This window comes from Nocardia salmonicida NBRC 13393 (assembly GCF_001613085.1).
Classification (GTDB): domain Bacteria; phylum Actinomycetota; class Actinomycetes; order Mycobacteriales; family Mycobacteriaceae; genus Nocardia; species Nocardia salmonicida.
Genome location: NZ_BDBR01000018.1, coordinates 1 through 18380 on the forward strand (window position 1 = coordinate 1; position 18380 = coordinate 18380).

At 67.3% G+C, this 18380-nt stretch carries 18 protein-coding genes and 1 riboswitch; of the genes, 13 read left to right on the forward strand and 5 right to left on the reverse strand.

The features are described 5' to 3' along the window. Positions 1–139 precede the first annotated feature (139 nt). From NS1_RS19925 to NS1_RS19940, 4 genes are all read left to right on the forward strand, one after another. Positions 140–763: a TetR/AcrR family transcriptional regulator gene (locus tag NS1_RS19925; protein WP_062986840.1), complete on the forward strand. Its 624-nt coding sequence runs from the start codon at positions 140–142 to the stop codon at positions 761–763. Beyond that, on the forward strand, positions 760–2433 hold the full coding sequence (locus NS1_RS19930; protein ID WP_062986842.1) for an FAD-binding dehydrogenase: 1674 nt from the start codon (positions 760–762) through the stop codon (positions 2431–2433). Before NS1_RS19925 ends, NS1_RS19930 begins: the two co-directional genes overlap by 4 nt. A 75-nt stretch (positions 2434–2508) precedes the next feature. Continuing rightward, positions 2509–3162: a TetR/AcrR family transcriptional regulator gene (locus tag NS1_RS19935; RefSeq protein ID WP_062986844.1), complete on the forward strand. Its 654-nt coding sequence runs from the start codon at positions 2509–2511 to the stop codon at positions 3160–3162. A 14-nt stretch (positions 3163–3176) separates the two neighbouring features. After that, positions 3177–4214 carry an oxygenase MpaB family protein gene (locus NS1_RS19940; protein WP_062986845.1) on the forward strand — a complete coding sequence of 346 codons (1038 nt, stop codon included), beginning with the start codon at positions 3177–3179 and terminating at the stop codon, positions 4212–4214. On the opposite strand, the gene NS1_RS19945 is transcribed toward NS1_RS19940, so the two are convergent. After that, positions 4201–5352 carry an epoxide hydrolase family protein gene (locus NS1_RS19945; RefSeq protein WP_062986946.1) on the reverse strand — a complete coding sequence of 384 codons (1152 nt, stop codon included), beginning with the start codon at positions 5350–5352 and terminating at the stop codon, positions 4201–4203. The two genes, NS1_RS19940 and NS1_RS19945, sit on opposite strands and share 14 nt — an antisense overlap. A 63-nt stretch (positions 5353–5415) precedes the next feature. On the opposite strand from NS1_RS19945, the gene NS1_RS19950 reads away from it, so the two are divergent. Both NS1_RS19950 and NS1_RS19955 read left to right on the forward strand, forming a co-directional pair. Beyond that, the gene (locus NS1_RS19950; RefSeq protein WP_062986947.1) at positions 5416–6399 is read left to right on the forward strand and encodes a helix-turn-helix transcriptional regulator; all 984 of its coding nucleotides are present in this window, start codon (positions 5416–5418) and stop codon (positions 6397–6399) included. 209 nt (positions 6400–6608) lie between these two features. Continuing rightward, positions 6609–7043 carry an ester cyclase gene (locus NS1_RS19955; RefSeq protein ID WP_062986846.1) on the forward strand — a complete coding sequence of 145 codons (435 nt, stop codon included), beginning with the start codon at positions 6609–6611 and terminating at the stop codon, positions 7041–7043. Positions 7044–7126: 83 nt separating this feature from the next. Here the strand turns inward: NS1_RS19955 and NS1_RS39175 are convergent, their stop codons facing one another. Further along, a complete protein-coding gene (locus NS1_RS39175; protein WP_084503861.1) occupies positions 7127–8020 on the reverse strand; it encodes an alpha/beta fold hydrolase in 894 nt (297 codons plus the stop codon). Between the two features lie 18 nt (positions 8021–8038). After that, positions 8039–8353 (reverse strand): DMT family transporter, encoded by a 315-nt coding sequence (locus NS1_RS19965; protein WP_062986848.1) that lies wholly within the window; start codon positions 8351–8353, stop codon positions 8039–8041. Positions 8354–8363: 10 nt separating this feature from the next. Next, a riboswitch (guanidine-III (ykkC-III) riboswitch) is annotated at positions 8364–8428 on the reverse strand. Between the two features lie 769 nt (positions 8429–9197). Here NS1_RS19965 and NS1_RS19970 point away from each other — a divergent pair. The 4 genes from NS1_RS19970 to ligA all read left to right on the forward strand — a co-directional run bounded on the left by NS1_RS19970 (position 9198) and on the right by ligA (position 14944). Continuing rightward, complete coding sequence (locus NS1_RS19970) at positions 9198–10421, forward strand: cysteine desulfurase family protein (RefSeq protein WP_062986849.1); 1224 nt, start codon at positions 9198–9200, stop codon at positions 10419–10421. Beyond that, the gene (gene mnmA / locus NS1_RS19975; protein ID WP_062986850.1) at positions 10418–11536 is read left to right on the forward strand and encodes a tRNA 2-thiouridine(34) synthase MnmA; all 1119 of its coding nucleotides are present in this window, start codon (positions 10418–10420) and stop codon (positions 11534–11536) included. The genes NS1_RS19970 and mnmA overlap by 4 nt, the downstream gene beginning before the upstream one ends. A gap of 142 nt (positions 11537–11678) precedes the next feature. Further along, positions 11679–12731 (forward strand): methionine synthase, encoded by a 1053-nt coding sequence (locus NS1_RS19980; protein ID WP_062986948.1) that lies wholly within the window; start codon positions 11679–11681, stop codon positions 12729–12731. 89 nt (positions 12732–12820) lie between these two features. Beyond that, positions 12821–14944: an NAD-dependent DNA ligase LigA gene (ligA, locus tag NS1_RS19985; RefSeq protein ID WP_373864351.1), complete on the forward strand. Its 2124-nt coding sequence runs from the start codon at positions 12821–12823 to the stop codon at positions 14942–14944. A gap of 22 nt (positions 14945–14966) precedes the next feature. Here the strand turns inward: ligA and NS1_RS19990 are convergent, their stop codons facing one another. Further along, on the reverse strand, positions 14967–15278 hold the full coding sequence (locus NS1_RS19990) for a hypothetical protein (RefSeq protein ID WP_062986851.1): 312 nt from the start codon (positions 15276–15278) through the stop codon (positions 14967–14969). Positions 15279–15507: 229 nt separating this feature from the next. On the opposite strand from NS1_RS19990, the gene NS1_RS19995 reads away from it, so the two are divergent. The 3 genes from NS1_RS19995 to NS1_RS20005 all read left to right on the forward strand — a co-directional run bounded on the left by NS1_RS19995 (position 15508) and on the right by NS1_RS20005 (position 17621). Then, positions 15508–16668 (forward strand): AAA family ATPase, encoded by a 1161-nt coding sequence (locus tag NS1_RS19995; protein WP_255284615.1) that lies wholly within the window; start codon positions 15508–15510, stop codon positions 16666–16668. A 22-nt stretch (positions 16669–16690) separates the two neighbouring features. Beyond that, entirely contained in the window at positions 16691–17035 is a 345-nt protein-coding gene (locus tag NS1_RS20000; protein ID WP_062986853.1) for a hypothetical protein, read from the forward strand. A 70-nt stretch (positions 17036–17105) separates the two neighbouring features. Beyond that, positions 17106–17621 (forward strand): GNAT family N-acetyltransferase, encoded by a 516-nt coding sequence (locus NS1_RS20005; RefSeq protein WP_062986854.1) that lies wholly within the window; start codon positions 17106–17108, stop codon positions 17619–17621. A 4-nt stretch (positions 17622–17625) separates the two neighbouring features. Here the strand turns inward: NS1_RS20005 and NS1_RS20010 are convergent, their stop codons facing one another. Continuing rightward, complete coding sequence (locus NS1_RS20010; protein ID WP_056812152.1) at positions 17626–18276, reverse strand: ACT domain-containing protein; 651 nt, start codon at positions 18274–18276, stop codon at positions 17626–17628. Positions 18277–18380: the final 104 nt, after the last annotated feature.

Sequence of the window (18380 nt, forward strand, 5' to 3'; positions counted from 1 at the left end):
GTGGGCGCGGACTGTGTGAGAACTCTGACACGTGGTCATCCTGACAGCTGTCGGAAACGGGCACCGGCCTTCGGGCAGTACGCCGTCGCTCCCGATCCCATCGGATACTAAATAGTATCCGATACCTTATAGTATCCATATGGTAGAGAAGTCCCCTCCGATCAGTCGCCGTCGACAGGCGACCCGTCGGCGACTGATCGAAGCCGCGCTCGACGTCTTCGCTGAACGGGGCTTCGGCAGCAGCACGGTGGATCAGGTGTGCGAACGAGCCCAGTTCACCAAGGGCGCCTTCTATTCCAACTTCGCGGCATTGGACGAGCTGTTCCTCGCCGCGTGGGAACAGCGCTCGGCGCAGATGCTGGCCGCCGTCGAGGCGTTGGTCGCCGATCGAGTGTGCGCACAGGTGTCATCGACGCGCGACGTCGTCGAGCAGGTGCTCGAAACGATTCCCGTCGACGACAAGTGGTATCGCCTCACGGCCGAATTCACCGCCCACGCTCTGCGTAACCCGTCGCTCAAGCGGGTGGTGGCCGCGCGTGAGGAGACCATCCTCGCGACGCTGATGCCCCTGCTCGAGCTGCTCGTCGCGCAATTGGGGCGCGAGATCACCGACGCCGCGGCGTTCGGTTCCGCCTTGGTTGCCGTGCACGACGGCACGACTGTGCAATGCCTCATCGACTCCGATACCGACGCCGCGCGAGCCCGTCGGACCGATCTGTTCGTCCTGCTCGTCGAGCACCACACCAGGGAGATCCGTTCATGACCGACACATTCGAACCCGATGTCATCGTGGTCGGCGCGGGCCTGGCGGGCCTGGTCGCCACCCACGAGCTGGCCGCCGCGGGGCGCCGGGTGCTGGTCCTCGACCAGGAGAACCGCGACAACTTGGGCGGGCAGGCGTTCTGGTCTCTCGGTGGACTGTTCCTGGTCGACAGCCCCGAGCAACGCCGCATGGGCATCAAGGATTCCTACGAACTCGCACTACAGGATTGGCTGGGTTCGGCGGCCTTCGACCGGCTCGACGGCGAGGACATCTGGCCGCGCCGGTGGGCGGAGGCGTATGTCCGTTTCGCGGCGACCGAGAAGCGTCGATACCTGCGCGACCTCGGGCTGCGGTTGGTGCCGTTGGTGGGGTGGGCGGAGCGAGGCTCCGGGTCGGCCACCGGTCACGGCAACTCGGTGCCTCGGTTCCACCTCACGTGGGGGACCGGTCCGGAGGTCGTTCGGGTGTTTCGCGAGCCTGTCGAACGCGCCGAGCGGGCCGGGCTCGTCCGATTCGCGTTTCGGCATCAGGTCGACGAGCTCCTCGTCGAGGGTGATGCCTGCGTCGGCGTCCGCGGCACCATCTTGGAAAGCAGTGCCACGGCACGCGGCGTCGCATCGTCGCGATCCGAGGCCGGATCTTTCGAATACCGCGCACCGGCGGTCATCGTCACCTCCGGGGGTATCGGCCACAACCACGACCTGATTCGGAAGAGCTGGCCGACCGAACGGCTCGGCGCCGCGCCGAAGCACCTGATCTCGGGGGTCCCCGCGCATGTGGACGGACGGATGCTCGCGATCAGTGAGCAGGCCGGGGCCAGCATCGTCAATCGCGACCGTCTGTGGGCCTACACCGAAGGCATCCACAACTGGGATCCGGTCTGGCCCGACCACGCGATCCGGATCATCCCCGGTCCGTCGTCGTTGTGGTTCGACGCGACCGGACAGCGCATGCCCGCACCACATTTCCCCGGTTTCGACAGCCTCGCCACGATGAAGCAGATCCTGGCGACGGGGCACGACTACTCCTGGTTCGTGCTCACCCAAACCATCATCGAAAAAGAGTTCGCGCTGTCGGGATCCGAACAGAACCCCGACATCACCGGCAAGAGCATTCGCCAAGTCCTCGGCAATCGTCTCGCCAAGGGCGCGCCGGGACCGGTGGAGAAGTTCAAGCAGAACGGGCAGGACTTCGTGGTGGCCGACACCCTCGCCGAACTCGTCGAAGGCATGAACAAATTGGCCAGAGGCCCGCAACTGGACGCCGCCGACATGGAACGTCAGATCGTGGCCCGTGATCGCGAACTGGACAATCCCTTCAGCAAAGACCTTCAACTGATGGCGATCGAGAACGCCCGCCGATCACGCAGCGACCGACTGGCGCGGGTCGCCGCACCGCATCGGATCCTGGACCCGGCGCACGGCCCGCTCATCGCTGTCCGCCTCAATATCCTGACCCGAAAGACCTTGGGCGGCATCGAGACCGACCTCGACAGCCAGGTGCTCCGCCCCGACGGCACGCCACTGACAGGGCTCTACGCCGCCGGCGAGGTGGCGGGCTTCGGCGGAGGCGGTGTCCACGGTTACAACGCGCTCGAAGGCACGTTCCTGGGCGGATGCATCTTCTCCGGCCGCGCGGCCGGTCGCGCACTCGCCCGAAAATCGGAGTGATGACCGCTAGCCTGTGAATGCAACACTTTGAACATGAACTGTTGCTTACGTTGCTTTGGGTGCTAGCGTAGGGGCATGCATCAGAACGTGGCCGCGTTCCTCGTCGGCGGCATGGGCGGAGGGTCCGACGAACACGACGACCGGACCGCACAGCGGGTTCTCGACGCCGCGGTCACGGAGATCGCGGCCTCGGGGATGGGCAAGCTCAAGATCGACCCGGTCGCCCGTCGAGCGGGGGTGAACCGGGCGACGATCTATCGCCGTTTCGGTGACCTCGACGGCTTGCTCGAGGCGGTGACCATGCGTGAAGGTCGCCGCATGGCCGAGACGGTGGCCGAGGCCGTGGCCGGTCGCACCGATCACCGTGAGCGTGCGGTGGAGGCGTTCGTGGCGTGTCTGCGGATGGCGCGGGAGCATCCGGTGATCGCGCGGGTCGCCGCCCTCGAGCCGCAGGCGCTGATCGAGGCGGGGCTGGCCGACGACGCGGCGTTGCTGTCGCTGGGTGGCGCGGTCGTCGCCGAACAGTTGCGTGCGGCCCGATCCGACGGGCTGGCAACGCATCTGGATCCCGACGAGGCCGGGCGCACCGTCGCGATGCTGTTCGCCGCGTGCGTGGTGCTGCCGACCAAGCACGGTGTCGATCTGCGCACCGACGAATCGGTGCGCGCGTACGCGCGCCGCACCCTGATCCCCATGATCTTCGGGCCCGACGAAGCGGCTCGGCAGTGAGAGGAACGATCCCGATGAGCAACCACAACGACGTGGTACCCCACCAGGACTACGGATTCTTCGGCCCGGATTCGGTGGCCTGGAGAGTGTTCCGGTACCCGACCACCCTGTCGGTGGCGTTCCAGCGCACCGCGGTGACAGAGATGTTCGAGCCGTTCCTGATGGCCTCGGTCGCCGATACCGGCGCGGTCCTGAACCGCCCCGATATCCGCTTCGACCGGACCTTGCAGTACATGGCGACCCTGGTCTTCGGCGACACCGCCTCGGTGCTGAAAGCCTCGCAGGTGCTGGTGAGGATCCACACCAAGATCACCGGAATCGAACCGATCAGCGGATTGCGTTACGACGCCAACGATCCCGACGCGCAGCTGTGGATTCATCTGACCGCGTGGCATTCGGTGCTGTACTGCTACGAGAAGTTCGGCCCCGGCCCGTTGAGCGAAGACGACGACCTCCGCTATTGGGCCGAATGCGCCCGCGCCGCACAGTTCCAGACCATCGATCCCGCCGCGGTACCGCACTCGCGCGAGCAGATGCGCGCCTACTACGCACGCATGAAACCGGTTCTGGCCGCGCGGGTCGTGACCCAGGAGCATGTGGACCATCTCCTCGACGGGGCCAGACTGATGGTGCCGCGGCGTCGGGGAATGCGCCCGCTCGCCGAGGTCAACCGGGTGCTGTTCCGGGCCGCGACCATCGCGACACTGCCGCGGTGGATGCGCACGATGGCCGGTATCCGGCAGAACGCGGTCACCGACGCCGCGATCACCGCGGTGATGCGAGTGCTGTTCGGTGCACTCGACCGCAGCGTCTCCGCGCAACGGTTCATCGTCGCGACCAACAGCCCGCACACCGCACCGGTGGTGGACCCGATCCTGTGTGATGTGGCGCCGAAGAACCCGGTCGTGCGGACCCCGGAGCAGGCGCGCGCCGAATTCGGTGTGCCGACCCCGGCCGAGCAGTACGCGGCCATCCGCACCGCCCGCGGTGCTGCCGAGCTGCCCGACCACGCAGACCGCGACGGCGCCGAACCTCTACTCAGCTTTCAGTGACGGAAATACCGCGGAAGAACGTACGGATATCGTCGGCGAGCAGTTCCGTCTCCTCCATCGCGGGGAAGTGACCGCCCTCGGTGAACTCGCTCCAGTGGTCGACCGCCTTCCACGGGTCCAACGCACGGCGCATGAGCGGGTGGGTGTCGAACACGGCCCATCCGGACGGCACGCCGGAGGCCATGAGCCAGTCGAGTCCGGAGTGCTCGCCCTCGTAGTAGAACTGCGCGCTCGACGCACCGCTGCGGGTGAACCAGTACAGGCTGATGTTGGTGAGTAGCTGGTCGCGGTCGACCGACTCGTCCGGCGTCCGGAACGCGCCGCCGTTCCTGGTCTTGAACTTCTCGGCGATCCACGCGAGCTGACCGACCGGCGAGTCGGTCAGCGCCGCACCGATCGTGTCGGGCCGGTGGTTCTGCATCTCCAGGTATCCGCGCTCGGCCGCGTCCTCGGTGCGCACCGCCTCGATCTGGGCGATCTCGTCCTCGGACAGATCTTCGGGGTAAGGGAACTTGTCGCCGACCAACCCGAGCCACCGGGGGTCCGCGCCGATGTGTGTGCCGATGACGCGCTCCGGGTAGAGCGCCGCGAGGCGGCCGGTGGTGCCCGAACCGATATCGGTGCCGTGGGCCGCGAACCTCTCGTAGCCCAGACGCGTCATGATCTCGGCATAGGCCTCCGTCGTCCGCGCCAGCTCCCAGCCGGTCCCGGACAGCGGGGTGGAGAACCCGAAGCCGGGCAGCGCCGGGACGACCACGTGGAACTCGTCGGTCAGCAGCGGGATGAGGTGCTGGTACTCGACGAACGAGCCCGGCCAGCCGTGGTTCAGGATCAGCGGGGTGGCCTGCGGGTTCGCTGATCGCGCGTGGACGACGTGGAACGTCTGGCCGTCGACGACTGTCGTGAACTGTTCGTACTCGTTGAGCTTCGCTTCCTGCGCACGCCAGTCGAACCCGTCGCGCCAGTACTCGGCGAGCTCCTTCAGATACCCCAGCGGAATGCCCCGGCTGAAGTCGGTGCGATCGTCACGGCCCGGCACGGGGATCGGCCAGCGCGTGCGTGCCAGCCGGTCGCGCAGGTCGTCGACGTCGGCCTGCGGGATGTCGATGCGAAACGGTGTGAGTGCGTTCTCGGTCATGACATCCACGTTCCCGGGTAATGCGGCAGGTTAGCTTCCGCAATTGCTGAAATGATCGAGAACATGTTGGAGACCTCGGCCCGCCTGCTCGAACTGCTGTCGTTGCTCCAGCTCAAACGCGACTGGACGAGCTCCGAGCTCGCCGGTCGGCTCGAGGTGAGCACCAGGACCGTGCGCGCCGACATCGGCAAGCTGCGTTCGCTCGGCTATCCCGTGAACGCGCGCCCCGGCGTCGCGGGCGGATACCGGCTGGCCGCCGGAACGGCGATGCCCCCACTCCTGCTCGACGACGACGAGGCCGTCGCCGTGGCGGTTGGACTGGGTGCGGTCGCGACCCAGCGGCTCGGAGTCGAGGAGACATCGCTCACCGCGCTCGCGAAGCTGGAGCAAGTGCTGCCCTCGCGCCTGCGTCGGCGCGTCGAGGCGGTCCGCGAGGCGACGAGCGTCGTGCCAGGGGCTGAGCCGCCGCTCGATCTCTCGGTTCTCGGCGCGGTCGCCGCCGCGATCCGCGGCCACGAACGGATCCGGTTCGGCTACACCAAGTACGGGGGCGGCGAAGGCGCCCGCCACACGGAACCGCAACGGCTGGTGAGCTGGGGGCCGTTCTGGTACCTGCTCGCGTGGGATATCGACCGGGACGACTGGCGGGTCTTCCGTGTCGACCGCATGGTTCCGCGCGCGCCGACGGGTGCGCGGTTCCAGCCGCGGGTGATCCCGGCCGACGATGTTGTCGCCTACGTCGTCGGACGCGTCAGCAAAGCGGGCTGGAAATACCGCGCCCGGGTACTCGTGCATGCCCCCGCCGCCGAGGTCGCCGCGAAGATCACCATCCCGGTCGATATCGAGGCGGTCGACGAGTCCACGTGCCGTGTCGAGCTGGGTTCCGACGACCCGGACCGGCTCGCGCTGTGGCTGACACAGCTCGACGTCGACATCGAGGTGATCGACGGAGACGAACTCGCCATGGCCTTCGATCGCCTCGCGACGAGATTGCGTCGCGCGGCCGGCGCCGGCCCTTACCTTGTCGGCGAAAAAGGCGCAGAATGATGTGCGTATACCGGCTTCAAGGTTTGCGACCGGTGGGCACTGAATGCCTGCCGGGCACCATCGGGGCGTGCATCCTCCGTGATGGCAGTGCTCTACTGCATCGCCCCCCGAGCGTCACACCATGCTGAACGCCGGGCGCGGCGAAGGCTGCCTGTAGCGAATGCGAGCCCCCTCCGCCGGCTCGGCGTGACTACTAGTTGGGAAACGCCATGTCAGAGGAGAACAAAGCTACAGCCAAGCGCATTTTCGACGCGTGGAACGAGCGAGACCTCGATGTATTCGACGAGCTGATGTCCGCCGACGCCATCGACCACGATCCGCAGAATCCGTTCGCCGAGGTCCATGGTCCCGACGGCATCAAACGGCTCGTGCAGATGTACCTCGCCGCTTTCTCGGATCAACGATTCCTTGTCAACGAACAAATCGCCGAAGGCGACTTCGTCACTACCCGCTGGACGGGAACAGGAACCAATGACGGCGAAATGATGGGCATGCCCGCCACCGGCAAATCGGCAGTCGTTCAGGGAATTACGATCAATCGTTTCCGCGACGGCAAGATCGTCGAGAGTTGGGCGACCTGGGACACGCTCGGGATGATGCAGCAACTCGGAGTCGTCCCGTCGGCACACTCTGCGACAACCTGACCCGTGACAAGGCGCTGAGCCGCAGTCGGAGGATAGTCCGCAACCGTCTCCATAGCCCGGTGCGCTGGACTCGCGGGTGTTCCCTAGGCGAGGAAGGCGCTGATTTCCGCTGCTGTCTCTGCCGGACGTTCGAGGTGTACCAGATGCCCGGTATCGGGTAGGTCTACGCGGCGAATGTCGGGAACCATCGCCGCGACGATCTCGGCGATGACGCGAAAGTCCTCCACATCGTCGGCGCCGGTGATCAGTAGCACCGGCATGGCCAGATCTGGCAAGCACTCGATGTGGGGTCGCGCCAGTGGTATCTCTCGATCGGCGTCCACCCAGACGCGGCAGGCATCCGTGGCGATGGTGGCCCGCAGTTGGGCGGCCATCCCCGGATCGCGGCGGGTAGTGGTGAACAACGGGTGGTGGAACCACATGTCCCTGACACGTTCGAGGTCTCCAGTGCGGGCAGCCCGGCTCAACTCGAGCCAGTGCGCCCGCCACCTGTCCGACCAGTCCCAGCCGGCAAGTCCTGGACTGATCAGCACCAGGCGATCGACCCGATCCGGATAGGTGAGTGCGAAGTCGACAGCGATCCTGCCCCCCATGGAGGCACCGGTCAGCGAGGTCCGTTCGATGCCCAGTCCGTCGAGCAGTGCGGCCAAGTCGTCGGCATGACGAAACTCTGCGGTAGTTCGGTCCTCTGATGCGCCACAGCCGCGGAGGTCATACCGCACGCAGTGGTGTGTCGCCGTGAGCTGTGGCCACAGCGGGTCCCAAGTCGAATGATCTCCCCCCGCTCCGGGTACTAGGACATGCGGTGGGCCTTCCCCGGCGACTTCGGCCCATAGTTCCACGCCCGATGCCGCTGTGATCCGATGTACTTCCGGCACGGCATCTCCTTGACGTAACCCTCGTTGATTCGCAATCTCGTTGTCCCGCAAACTGATCAGAGGCGGGCGACCTTCAAGACCGACAAGCGATCGTCGCACAACTGCGCGGGGTTCGCGTCAGTGCGCCATTTTGAGCCCGACCACGCCGGCAACGATCATCACCAGGAACACGGCCTTCACTACCGAGAACGCCTCGGCGCCGGTGACCATGGCATAGGTGACGGTCAGGACCGCGCCGATCCCCACCCAGACCGCGTACGCGGTGCCGAGGGGGAGATCGCGCATAGCCAGCGCCAGCCCGGCCATGCTGGCTACCAGAGCAACACCGAACACCACAGTCGGGACGATTCGGGTGAACCCTTCGGTCCGACCCAGCGCGGTGGCCCACACTGCTTCCAGCACACCGGAGATGACGAGCAGAATCCATGACATGACGAGCCTCCTGTGGCCGTCTTGTCGCGTTCCGGGTACGGCTACCCTCGTCCGGGACCCCTGTTCGGGCTCATTGCCAAGCTGTCACACCGGCAATCTCTTGGCAAGCGGGTGGTGGGTGAAGTCACCACCCGCCGCGACAGCTCAGCCAGGCACGGGCGTTCTGCGTCTGAGGGGCGCAGAACACGATCATTCCGGCCTGCGGTCCCTGGATTCACCATGATGGCCTGCGCACCCGGAACCTGGCGCGGGACAAGGGAAATGGCACAGGGAGGGGCCTGCCGTGACCGAGAAGACCAAGTATCCGCGATCGCCGAACGCGCGATCGGCGATCGCATCATCGGTGACTCGTTCTTCCGGGAGGGCTCCGACGCGCTGCCGGTGTCGGAGCCGACAACGCCACCAACGGTCGACCTCGATGACACCGATGCCCCTCGGTCAATCCTGATGGGAGATGCCGCGGTCGCGTCCGAGCCGCAGCCGCAGCGGTCATGGCAGCCCGGGGGTCCTCGACTGCGAGCGTTCGGTGCGGTGGAACGCGGCAGCCGAAGGATCGTGCGGGGACCGTGTAGCAACAAGGGCCAGTCTTGTTGTCGCGCGTTCGAGGAAGCGGATGGCCCCGGATGCGATGTTTCGGATGAGTCGCGCCTAGGGGAGTAGCGGTTCTGACGTGTGCGCTCCATGCCTGCTCTGGGGTGGTTATAGACCCGTTGTGGGACGCGTCGGGGAATATTCGGCAGCGGCGCTCGGGTTGAGGATCGTGGGTAAATCGTAGAAAAATCGTAGAAAGCAGGGGTGGACCCCGAAGATGACCAGGTCAGCGGTGGTATAGGCTTTGTCGGTCATGAAGTCGGCTTATTCGGGTCCGGTCAACGGTGCGCCCAAGACGGTCTACCTCGATCACGCGGCGACCACTCCGATGTTGCCCGCCGCCGTCGAGGCGATGACGGCTGCCCTCGGGGCGGTCGGCAACGCGTCGTCGCTGCACGGGTCGGGGCGGGCGGCTCGGCGGTCGTTGGAAGAGGCGCGCGAGTCCATCGCTGCTGATCTGGGTGCTCGACCGTCCGAAGTGATCTTCACTTCCGGGGGCACCGAGAGCGACAACCTTGCCGTCAAGGGGATCTTCTGGGGGCGTCGCGCGGCTGATCCGCGGCGCACCAGGATCGTCACCAGCTCGGTCGAGCATCACGCGGTGCTCGATGCCGTCGAGTGGCTGGAGAAGCACGAGGGCGCGCAGGTGAGCTGGCTGCCGGTCGACGCCGAGGGTGTCGTCTCGCCGCAGGTGCTGCGCGAGGTGCTCGCCGCGCATGCCGACGAGGTGGCGCTGGTCAGCGTGATGTGGGCCAACAACGAGGTCGGCACCATCGAGCCGATCACCGAATTGGCTGCTGTCGCACAGGAATTCGATATCCCGATGCACAGCGACGCCATTCAGGCGGTGACCCAGGTCCCGGTCGACTTCGCCGCAAGCGGGCTGGCCGCGCTCAGCGTGGCCGGGCACAAGGTCGGTGGCCCGCACGGAATCGGTGTGCTGCTGCTGGGCCGCAGTGTGCCGTGTGTGCCGCTGGTCCATGGCGGCGGACACGAACGCGACCTGCGCTCGGGCACCTCCGATGTGGCCGCGGCGATCGGGATGGCCGCCGCGCTGCGCGATGCCGTCGGTGAGCTGCCCGCGCGCACCGAAAAGTTGCGGGCGCTGCGCGACAAGCTGATCACCGGTGTCCAGGTGGCTGTGGCCGACGCCGTGCTCAACGGTCCGGCCGAACGACTGCCCGGTAACGCCCACTTCACGTTCCCCGGTTGCGAGGGTGACTCGCTGCTGATGCTGCTCGACGCCGCCGGTATCGAGTGCTCGACCGGTTCGGCCTGCAACGCGGGGGTCGCCTCGCCCAGTCACGTGCTGATCGCGATGGGTGTGCAACCGTGGCAGGCGCGCAGTTCGCTGCGCTTCACCCTCGGTCACACGTCGACCGAGGCCGATGTCGAAACACTGTTGACCGTGCTGCCGCAGGTCATCGATCGAGCCAGGGCCGCGGGCTTGGCCGGCGCTAGAGGAGGTGTCAGATGAGAGTTCTCGCCGCGATGAGTGGTGGTGTCGATTCGGCGGTGGCCGCGGCGCGGGCCGTGGACGCGGGCCACGAGGTGGTCGGGGTGCATCTGGCGCTGTCGGCGAACCCGGGCACGCTGCGTACCGGGTCGCGCGGTTGTTGTTCCAAGGAGGACGCCGGTGACGCGCGACGCGCCGCCGACGTGCTCGGAATCCCGTTCTACGTCTGGGATTTCGCCGATCGCTTCAAGGAAGACGTGATCGACGATTTCGTCGCCGCCTACGCCGCGGGGGAGACCCCGAACCCGTGCCTGCGCTGCAACGAGAAGATCAAGTTCTCCGCGCTGGCCGACCGCGCTCAGGCCCTCGGCTTCGATGCCGTGGTCACCGGGCACTACGCCCGGCTCGACGAGGGCGTGCTGCGTCGTGCCGTCGACGCCGACAAGGATCAGTCCTACGTGCTGGCGGTGCTCACCGCCGAGCAGCTCGCGCGGGCGATGTTCCCGGTCGGTGACACCCCGAAGCCGCGGATCCGCGAGGAAGCCGCCGAGCGCGGGCTGGCAGTGGCCGACAAGCCCGACAGCCACGACATCTGCTTCATCCCCTCCGGCGATACCCGCGCGTTCCTCGGCGCCAAGATCGGCATCCGCCCCGGCGCCCTGGTCGATTCCGACGGCACGGTGCTCGGCAAGCACGAGGGTGTGCACGGATTCACCGTCGGCCAGCGCAAGGGCCTCGGCCTGAGCCACACCGCCGCCGACGGCAAGCCCCGCTACGTCACCGGGATCGACCCCGATTCGGGCACCGTCGAGGTCGGTTCGGTCGAGGATCTGCAGGTCGACGTCATCACCGCCGACCGCGCGATCTGGACCTCCGGCGTTCGCCCCACCGCGTCGGTCGAATGCGTCGTGCAGGTTCGCGCGCACGGTGGGACCGCGCCCGCCGTCGTCGAGCCCGAGGGTGACGGCTTCGTCGCCAGGCTGGGCGAGCCGCTCACCGGCGTCGCGAAGGGCCAGGCCATCGTGCTGTACCTGCCCGATGACGATGGCGGCGACACCGTGATCGGCAGCGGCACCATCAACGGCACCGACCGCACCGTGGGCATCGCGTCCGATTCGTCGGCGGCCTCGGCCTGATCGCGTCGTGGCGGGTGCGCCGAACTGCGGGGCACACGGCAGGATGACCACCGACCCATACGACACGAAAGGTGTTGAGCGCGTGACGTTGTGGCGTGGCAGCGAGCAGTCCGACGACCCGGCCGCAGCGGAGCCGGTCGACCTGCTCGCCGGGGCGTTCGCCACCGGCATCGGTTCCTGGCCGGGCACCGATCCACTCGAAGCGGCGACCACCATCATCGGTGAACTGCCGGAACTGCCCCACCTCGTCGAGCTCCCCGAACGCGGGATCGGCGCCGACATGATCGGACGCGCCTCCGCGCTCCTGGTCGACCTGCGTTTCGACGCGACCACCCGCGGCTACCGGCTCGCCGACCGACCGGGTTCGATCTCTCGCAAGGCTCGTGACTTCGTGCGGGTGGATCTCGATGCGATCGAGGAAGCCTGGGAGGCAGCGGGTCTCGTCGGCTCCGGTCGAGCGATCAAGATCCAGTCGGTCGGACCGCTCACCCTCGCCGCCGAAGTCGAACTGCCCGGCGGTCATCGCATCCTCACCGATCGCGGTGCGCTGCGCGACCTCGTGGACTCGCTGGCCGAGGGCTTGGCCCTGCACGCTGCCGAGATCGGTAAACGACTCGGAGCGAAAGTGGTTGTGCAGCTGGATGAACCGCAGCTGACGACGGTGCTCGATGGATCGCTGACCGGCCCGAGCGTCCTCAATACGGTCCGCGCGCTGCCCGGCCCCGAGGCGATCCACTTCCTCGACGTCGTGATCAACGCCCTGCCTGGCCCGGTCATCCTGCACACCTGCGCCTCCCGCCCCGCCTTGGCCACCCTGCGCCGCACCGCGGCCACCGCCCTGTCCTTCGACGCGGCCACCATCACCACCGCCGATTTCGACGACATCGGCGAGGCCGTGGACTCGGGCAAGAAGCTGGCTCTCGGCCTCGTCCCCACCGAACCGCCCACGAGCCCGCTCACCTGGCGCGCTGTCGCCGAACCCGCGGTCCGACTCGTGGACGACCTCGGTTTCCCGCGTTCGGCTCTCACCCAGGTTCTCGTCACCCCCACCTGTGGCCTGGCGGGGGCCCCGCTCGCCTGGTCTCGCAAGGCCCTCGCCCTGGCCGCCGACGTTGCCCGCGCGTTCGCCGAAGACCCGGAGTCGCTCACCGTCGAGCGCCCGGAACAGTCGCGGGCGGGTCGGAATCGTCGGTGACGCGGTCCCGGTCGCACTGCACGAAAACTCGCTGCGACGTGCGGGAACGTTCGGCGGATGTGTCGGTGGGCTCGACTAACCTCTAGTGGGTGAGTGACAGCGACAGCGTGGTTTCCGCGAGTGCCGAAGCGGCTACGCCCGAGCAGCGGGTGCGGTGGCAGCAGTTGGCCGACGAGGTGCGGGGGCATCAGTTCCGCTACTACGTGCGGGACGCGCCGATCATCACCGACGGTGAGTTCGACGCCCTATTGCGCGAGTTGCAGGCTCTCGAGGACGCCCAGCCGGATCTGCGGACTCCCGATTCGCCCACCCAGCTGGTCGGCGGCGGCTTCGCGACCGAGTTCACTGCGGTCGATCATCTCGAGCGGATGCTGTCGCTGGACAATGTGTTCGACTACGACGAGCTGCGCGCCTGGGCGAGCAGGGTGGAAGCCGAAACCGGTTCAGCGTTGCACTATCTGTGCGAAGTCAAGATCGATGGCGTCGCGTTGAACCTCGTGTACGAGAACGGCAAGTTGGTGCGCGGCGCGACGCGCGGCGACGGGCGCACGGGGGAGGACGTCACCCTCAACGCGCGCACCATCGAAGACATCCCCGACGAGCTCACACCGACCGGGGAATTCCCGATCCCGGAGCTGCTCGAAGTACGCGGCGAGGTGTACTTCCGGCTCGAGGATTTCGCGACGTTGAACGCCCAGATCGTCGCCGAAGGCAAACCGCCGTACGCGAATCCGCGCAATACCGCCGCCGGTTCGCTGCGTCAGAAGAACCCCGCGATCACCGCCCAGCGCAGGCTGCGGATGATCTGCCACGGCTTCGGCCGCATCGAGGGTTACCGCCCGTCTTCTCAGCACGAGGCGTACCAGGCGCTCGCCGCGTGGGGCCTGCCGGTCTCGGCGCACACCCGACTGGTCGAGGGCATCGACGCGGTGGTCGAGCGGGTCGCCTACTGGGGCGAACACCGCCACGACATCGAGCACGAGATCGACGGTCAGGTGATCAAGGTCGACGAGACGGCCCTGCAACGCCGCCTCGGCTCCACCTCACGCGCCCCACGCTGGGCCATCGCCTACAAGTACCCGCCGGAAGAGGCCACCACCACCCTGCTCGATATCGCGGTGAACGTCGGCCGCACCGGTCGGGTCACCCCGTTCGCGGTGATGGCGCCGGTCTCGATCGCCGGTTCGACCGTGTCGATGGCCACCTTGCACAACGCCTCCGAGGTGAAGCGCAAAGGCGTGCTGATCGGCGACACTGTCACCATCCGCAAGGCCGGTGATGTGATTCCCGAGGTCCTCGGGCCCGTCGTCGACGTGCGAACCGGCGCCGAACGCGAATTCGTCATGCCGACGCACTGCCCCGAGTGCGCCACCGAACTCGCCCCGGCGAAGGAGGGCGACGCCGACATTCGCTGCCCCAACCAGCGGCACTGCCCCGCCCAGCTGCGTGAACGCGTCTTCCACCTGGCCGGTCGCGGCGCCTTCGACATCGAGGCCCTCGGCTACGAAGCCGCCAACGCCCTGCTCACCTCGGGCGCGATCACCGACGAAGGCGACCTGTTCGCCCTCGACGCGCAGGATCTGCTCGGCGTGCCGCTGTTCACCAAACAGGACGGCGCCCTCTCGGCCAACGGTGCCCGCCTGCTCGACAACCTGCACGCCGCCAAGGACACTCCGCTGTGGCGGGTGCTCGTCGCACTGTCCATTCGCCATGTCGGTCCGACCGCGGCCCGCGCGTTGGCCGCCGAGTTCGCCAGCCTCGAGCGCATCGAATCCGCGACAGCAGAAGAACTGTCAGCCACCGACGGCGTCGGCCCCACCATCGCCGCGGCGGTGCTGGAATGGTTCACCGTCGACTGGCATCGCGCGATCGTCGACAAGTGGCGAGCGGCCGGGGTGCGGATGGAGGACGAGCGCGATCAATCCATCGAACGCAACCTCGACGGCCTGTCGATCGTCGTCACCGGTTCCCTACAGACCTTCACCCGCGACGGCGCGAAGGAAGCGATCCTCGTCCGCGGTGGCAAGGCGGCCGGCTCGGTCTCGAAGAAGACCGCGTACGTCGTGATCGGCGAGGCGCCCGGTTCGAAAGCCGCCAAGGCGGAGGAACTCGGCGTCCGGATCCTGGACGAAGACGGCTTCCGACTGCTGCTCGACGGCGGTCCCGACGCGGTCAGGATCGACCCGGTCGAGGATTCGGGCATCAAGGACTAGCCGGTCGCGCCGCCGCGAACGCTCAGTTCGGCGTCACCGTGACGGTGTTGCCGATCTGGGTCTTCATATCGAACGACGCGCACTGCCCGTTGCTGAGCTCCTGGGTGCGCAGGGGCCGCTTCTTGATGTTGGTCTGGATCTCGACAGTCACATCGGTGCTGGTCATCGAGCACACCTTCGACACCGGCGCCTCGGTGTAGGACACCGTTCCCGCACCTTGACAGGAGTTGGTCGAGTTACCCAGGAACACCCGTGCGGTTCCGGTCGGGCACGGATCGGCCATCGCACTCGGTGCGCTGAGTAGCGCGGCCGGAACCAGCGCTCCCGCCGTCACTGCCGCAACGACAACCCCGCGAACCACAACTCGAACGGCCATCACACTGCCCTGCCTCTCCGCGAATTTTGGTCAGCCTACGGGACCGGGCGACCTCATGGCGCGGCAAGTAGTGCGCAGACATGCTGACTCGGCCGCGTCGGCGAGACCCCGCGTCGCCTAGTCTTTCCAGGAATCTCGGAGAGGCGGACCCTTGCTGCGCAGTTTTCAGGTGACGAACCACGGATCTATGGCTCGAGCTCAGCAATTGCGGCTGACCAAAGGCGCGGGTGGCCCGTTGGCGGTGCCGGTGACTGCGGTGCACGGGGTGGCGGCCGCGGGGAAGACGAGCTTGATCGACGCGCTCGGGCAGATGCGGGATGCGGTGCTGAACTCGGTGAGCGGGTGGGACCCGTACGCGGGCCCGGTGCGCCGACCGCATCTCGGGTTCGCCGATAGCCCAACGGAATTCGTCGCGGGGTTCGTTGCCGAAGGTGTGCCTTATACCTATGGGTTCCGGCTCGACAACGCCGATGTGGTCGCGGAGTGGTTGTATACCCATCCTCGGTCGCGCAAGCGGATCGTGTTCGAACGCATCGGTGACGAGGTGAAGATCGGGCCGATGTTCGAGGCGGCTCGTTACGGTGTGGCGGCGCTGGTGCCGTTGCTGCGGCCGAACGCCCTGCTGTTGAGTCTGGCGGGGCAGCTGTACGCCGAGGCGCTGGTGCCCGCGTATCGGTGGTTCGCGGCGAATCTGGCTGTGCAGCAGGGTGATGTCGACACCGACGCGCTCGCGCACGACCTCGGCAGCCACATCTCCCGTTCGCCCGACAACGCGGCGCGTCTGTTGATGCTGCTGCGCACGGCCGATCTGGGGATCGAGGATCTGCTCGTCGCCGAACACGATCCGATGTACGCGGACTACCTGCGGGATCTGGATGCCGAAATCGGTGCGCTGGCAGGTCATCTCGACCACCCCGAGCAGATTCTGGTCGACCGCGAACTGAGCACCCTTCGGGCGGCTCGGGACGCGCTGTATCGACGGATGGTCGACCGTCGCGGCGCGGGGCTGAGTCTGGTGCACGAGGGCATCGACGTCGGGTTCGAGCTGGCCGACGAATCCACCGCCACTCGTTCGCTGCTGCGCGTGCTGCCCGCGATGCTGGAAGCCCTCGACGCCGGCCAGGTGCTCGCGGTCGATGATCTGGGCGCGGGCCTGCCGGTCGAGGAGACCGACCGGCTCGTCCAGTTGTTCCAGAACCCGGAGACCAATGCCCGTGGCGCACAACTGATCTACACCACCGCCGATCGCGCGCTGATCGACCGCGGCAACGGACGCTCCCAGCGCACCCGTACCGCCGTGTGGCAGGTGCGTCGCGAGCAGGGGGTCAGCGAGCTCACACCCCTGTAGGAGGGGGGCCTAGCATGGGCGCATGCTCGAAGTGGTGATGGCGGCAGCGCTGGTGACGATGCTGGTGGTGACGATCGGCGCCGTCGTCGCCGGACGGACCGGCCGGGGGAGGTCGAACCTGGAACACGGGTCGCTGTATGTGACCGGTGTCAGCCCGCTGCCCGCGATGACCGGCGAGCACTACGTGACGATCACCGGCACCGTCACCGGGCCGTCGATCACCGGCAAGGTCGTCTACCGCCGCTTCGCCTGGGACGCCGCCCACTGGCCCGCTCCCGGCGACCACCTCGCCATCGCCTACCCGCCCCACAACCCCGACGACTGGCACGCTGAGCACCCCGGTCTTCGCCCTTACCTCGGCTCCTGAGCGACCTCACCGGCCGCGCCCGGTGTGGGTGAGTTGGAGCTCACAAACGTCCAGGTGGGATCATTTCGGGATGCACGGTACCGACGACCAGACCACCGGACTCCTGATCCGCCCCGCTCACTCCGACGAGTACGACGCGGTCGCCGCGCTGACCGTCGATGTGTACGTGGGTGACGGCTACGTCACCGAGCGCGACGACTACGTGCGCGAACTCGCCGACGTCGCGCGCCGGGCGACCGAGTCCGAGATACTCGTCGCCGTGCACGAGGGATTGGTCGTCGGCTCGCTCACTGTCGCGAAGCCCGGCACGCGGTACGCGGAGATCGCCCAGCCCGGTGAACTCGAGTTCCGCATGCTCGCGGTGTCGAAGCAGGCGCGCGGGCTCGGTGTCGGCACCGCGCTGGTTCGTGCCGTCATCGACGAGGCGAAATCGAGCGGCTTCGAAGCGGTCGCGCTCACCACCATGTTCTCGATGGTCGACGCCCACCGAATCTACGAGCGGCTCGGCTTTGTCGGTGTCCCCGAACGCGATTGGGCCACCCACGACGGACTGCAGCTGTTCGTGATGCGGCTCGCGCTGAGCTGAGCGATCAGTTCAGCACGGTGGCGACGATGCCGGCGAGGTAGCCGAGCCGCGCCACTTCCGACGGCCGGAAGTCGGGTCCGCCGGGGCGGCCGAGCAACAGCGATCTGCCGGTGTTGCCCAGCGGAGCGGCGGCGAGTTTGGTGTCCATGTCGCGCCAGATCTCCGGCACCCAGTCGGCCTCGCCGTCGAGCCACATCGGCTTCTCGATGGGCATCCACGGGGCCGAACCCGCTTGTGTCTCAGGGGCACTCGGGCTGCCGACGATGCGGTAGGCGCCCGCGGGGCCCAAGCCGATGATCGTGGACCAACCGACGCGCAGAACGCGGGGGCAGCCGTCGACGAGAACCTGGAGGCGGTCGTCACGGGCGCTGGCGACCTGGTCGATCAGTTCGAGTTCGCGGTGGGTGTCGAGGACGCCGGAGTACGGGCGAATGGAGTCGACGCTCACATCGCGCACCGATTCCGCGGCGGTGATGAGGGTGTCGGGCAGTGCGCCGGTGGGGACTTCGACGACGAGATCGTCGATCGCGAAGCCGGCGCCGCGTTCCACGACATCGAGCGAGAGGATGTCCGCGCCGACCCCGCCGAGGGCGAGTGCGAGGGAGCCGAGGCTTCCCGGTCGATCCGGAAGTTGCACGCGGAGCAGGTATGACACGTGCGTTCCTTTCCATAACGGCCGGGGTTGTTCGAGACGAATACCCGGTGAAGCAATACTTACACCCCTGAACGCGGGTTCTCGACCCGAAGTATGACCCCATC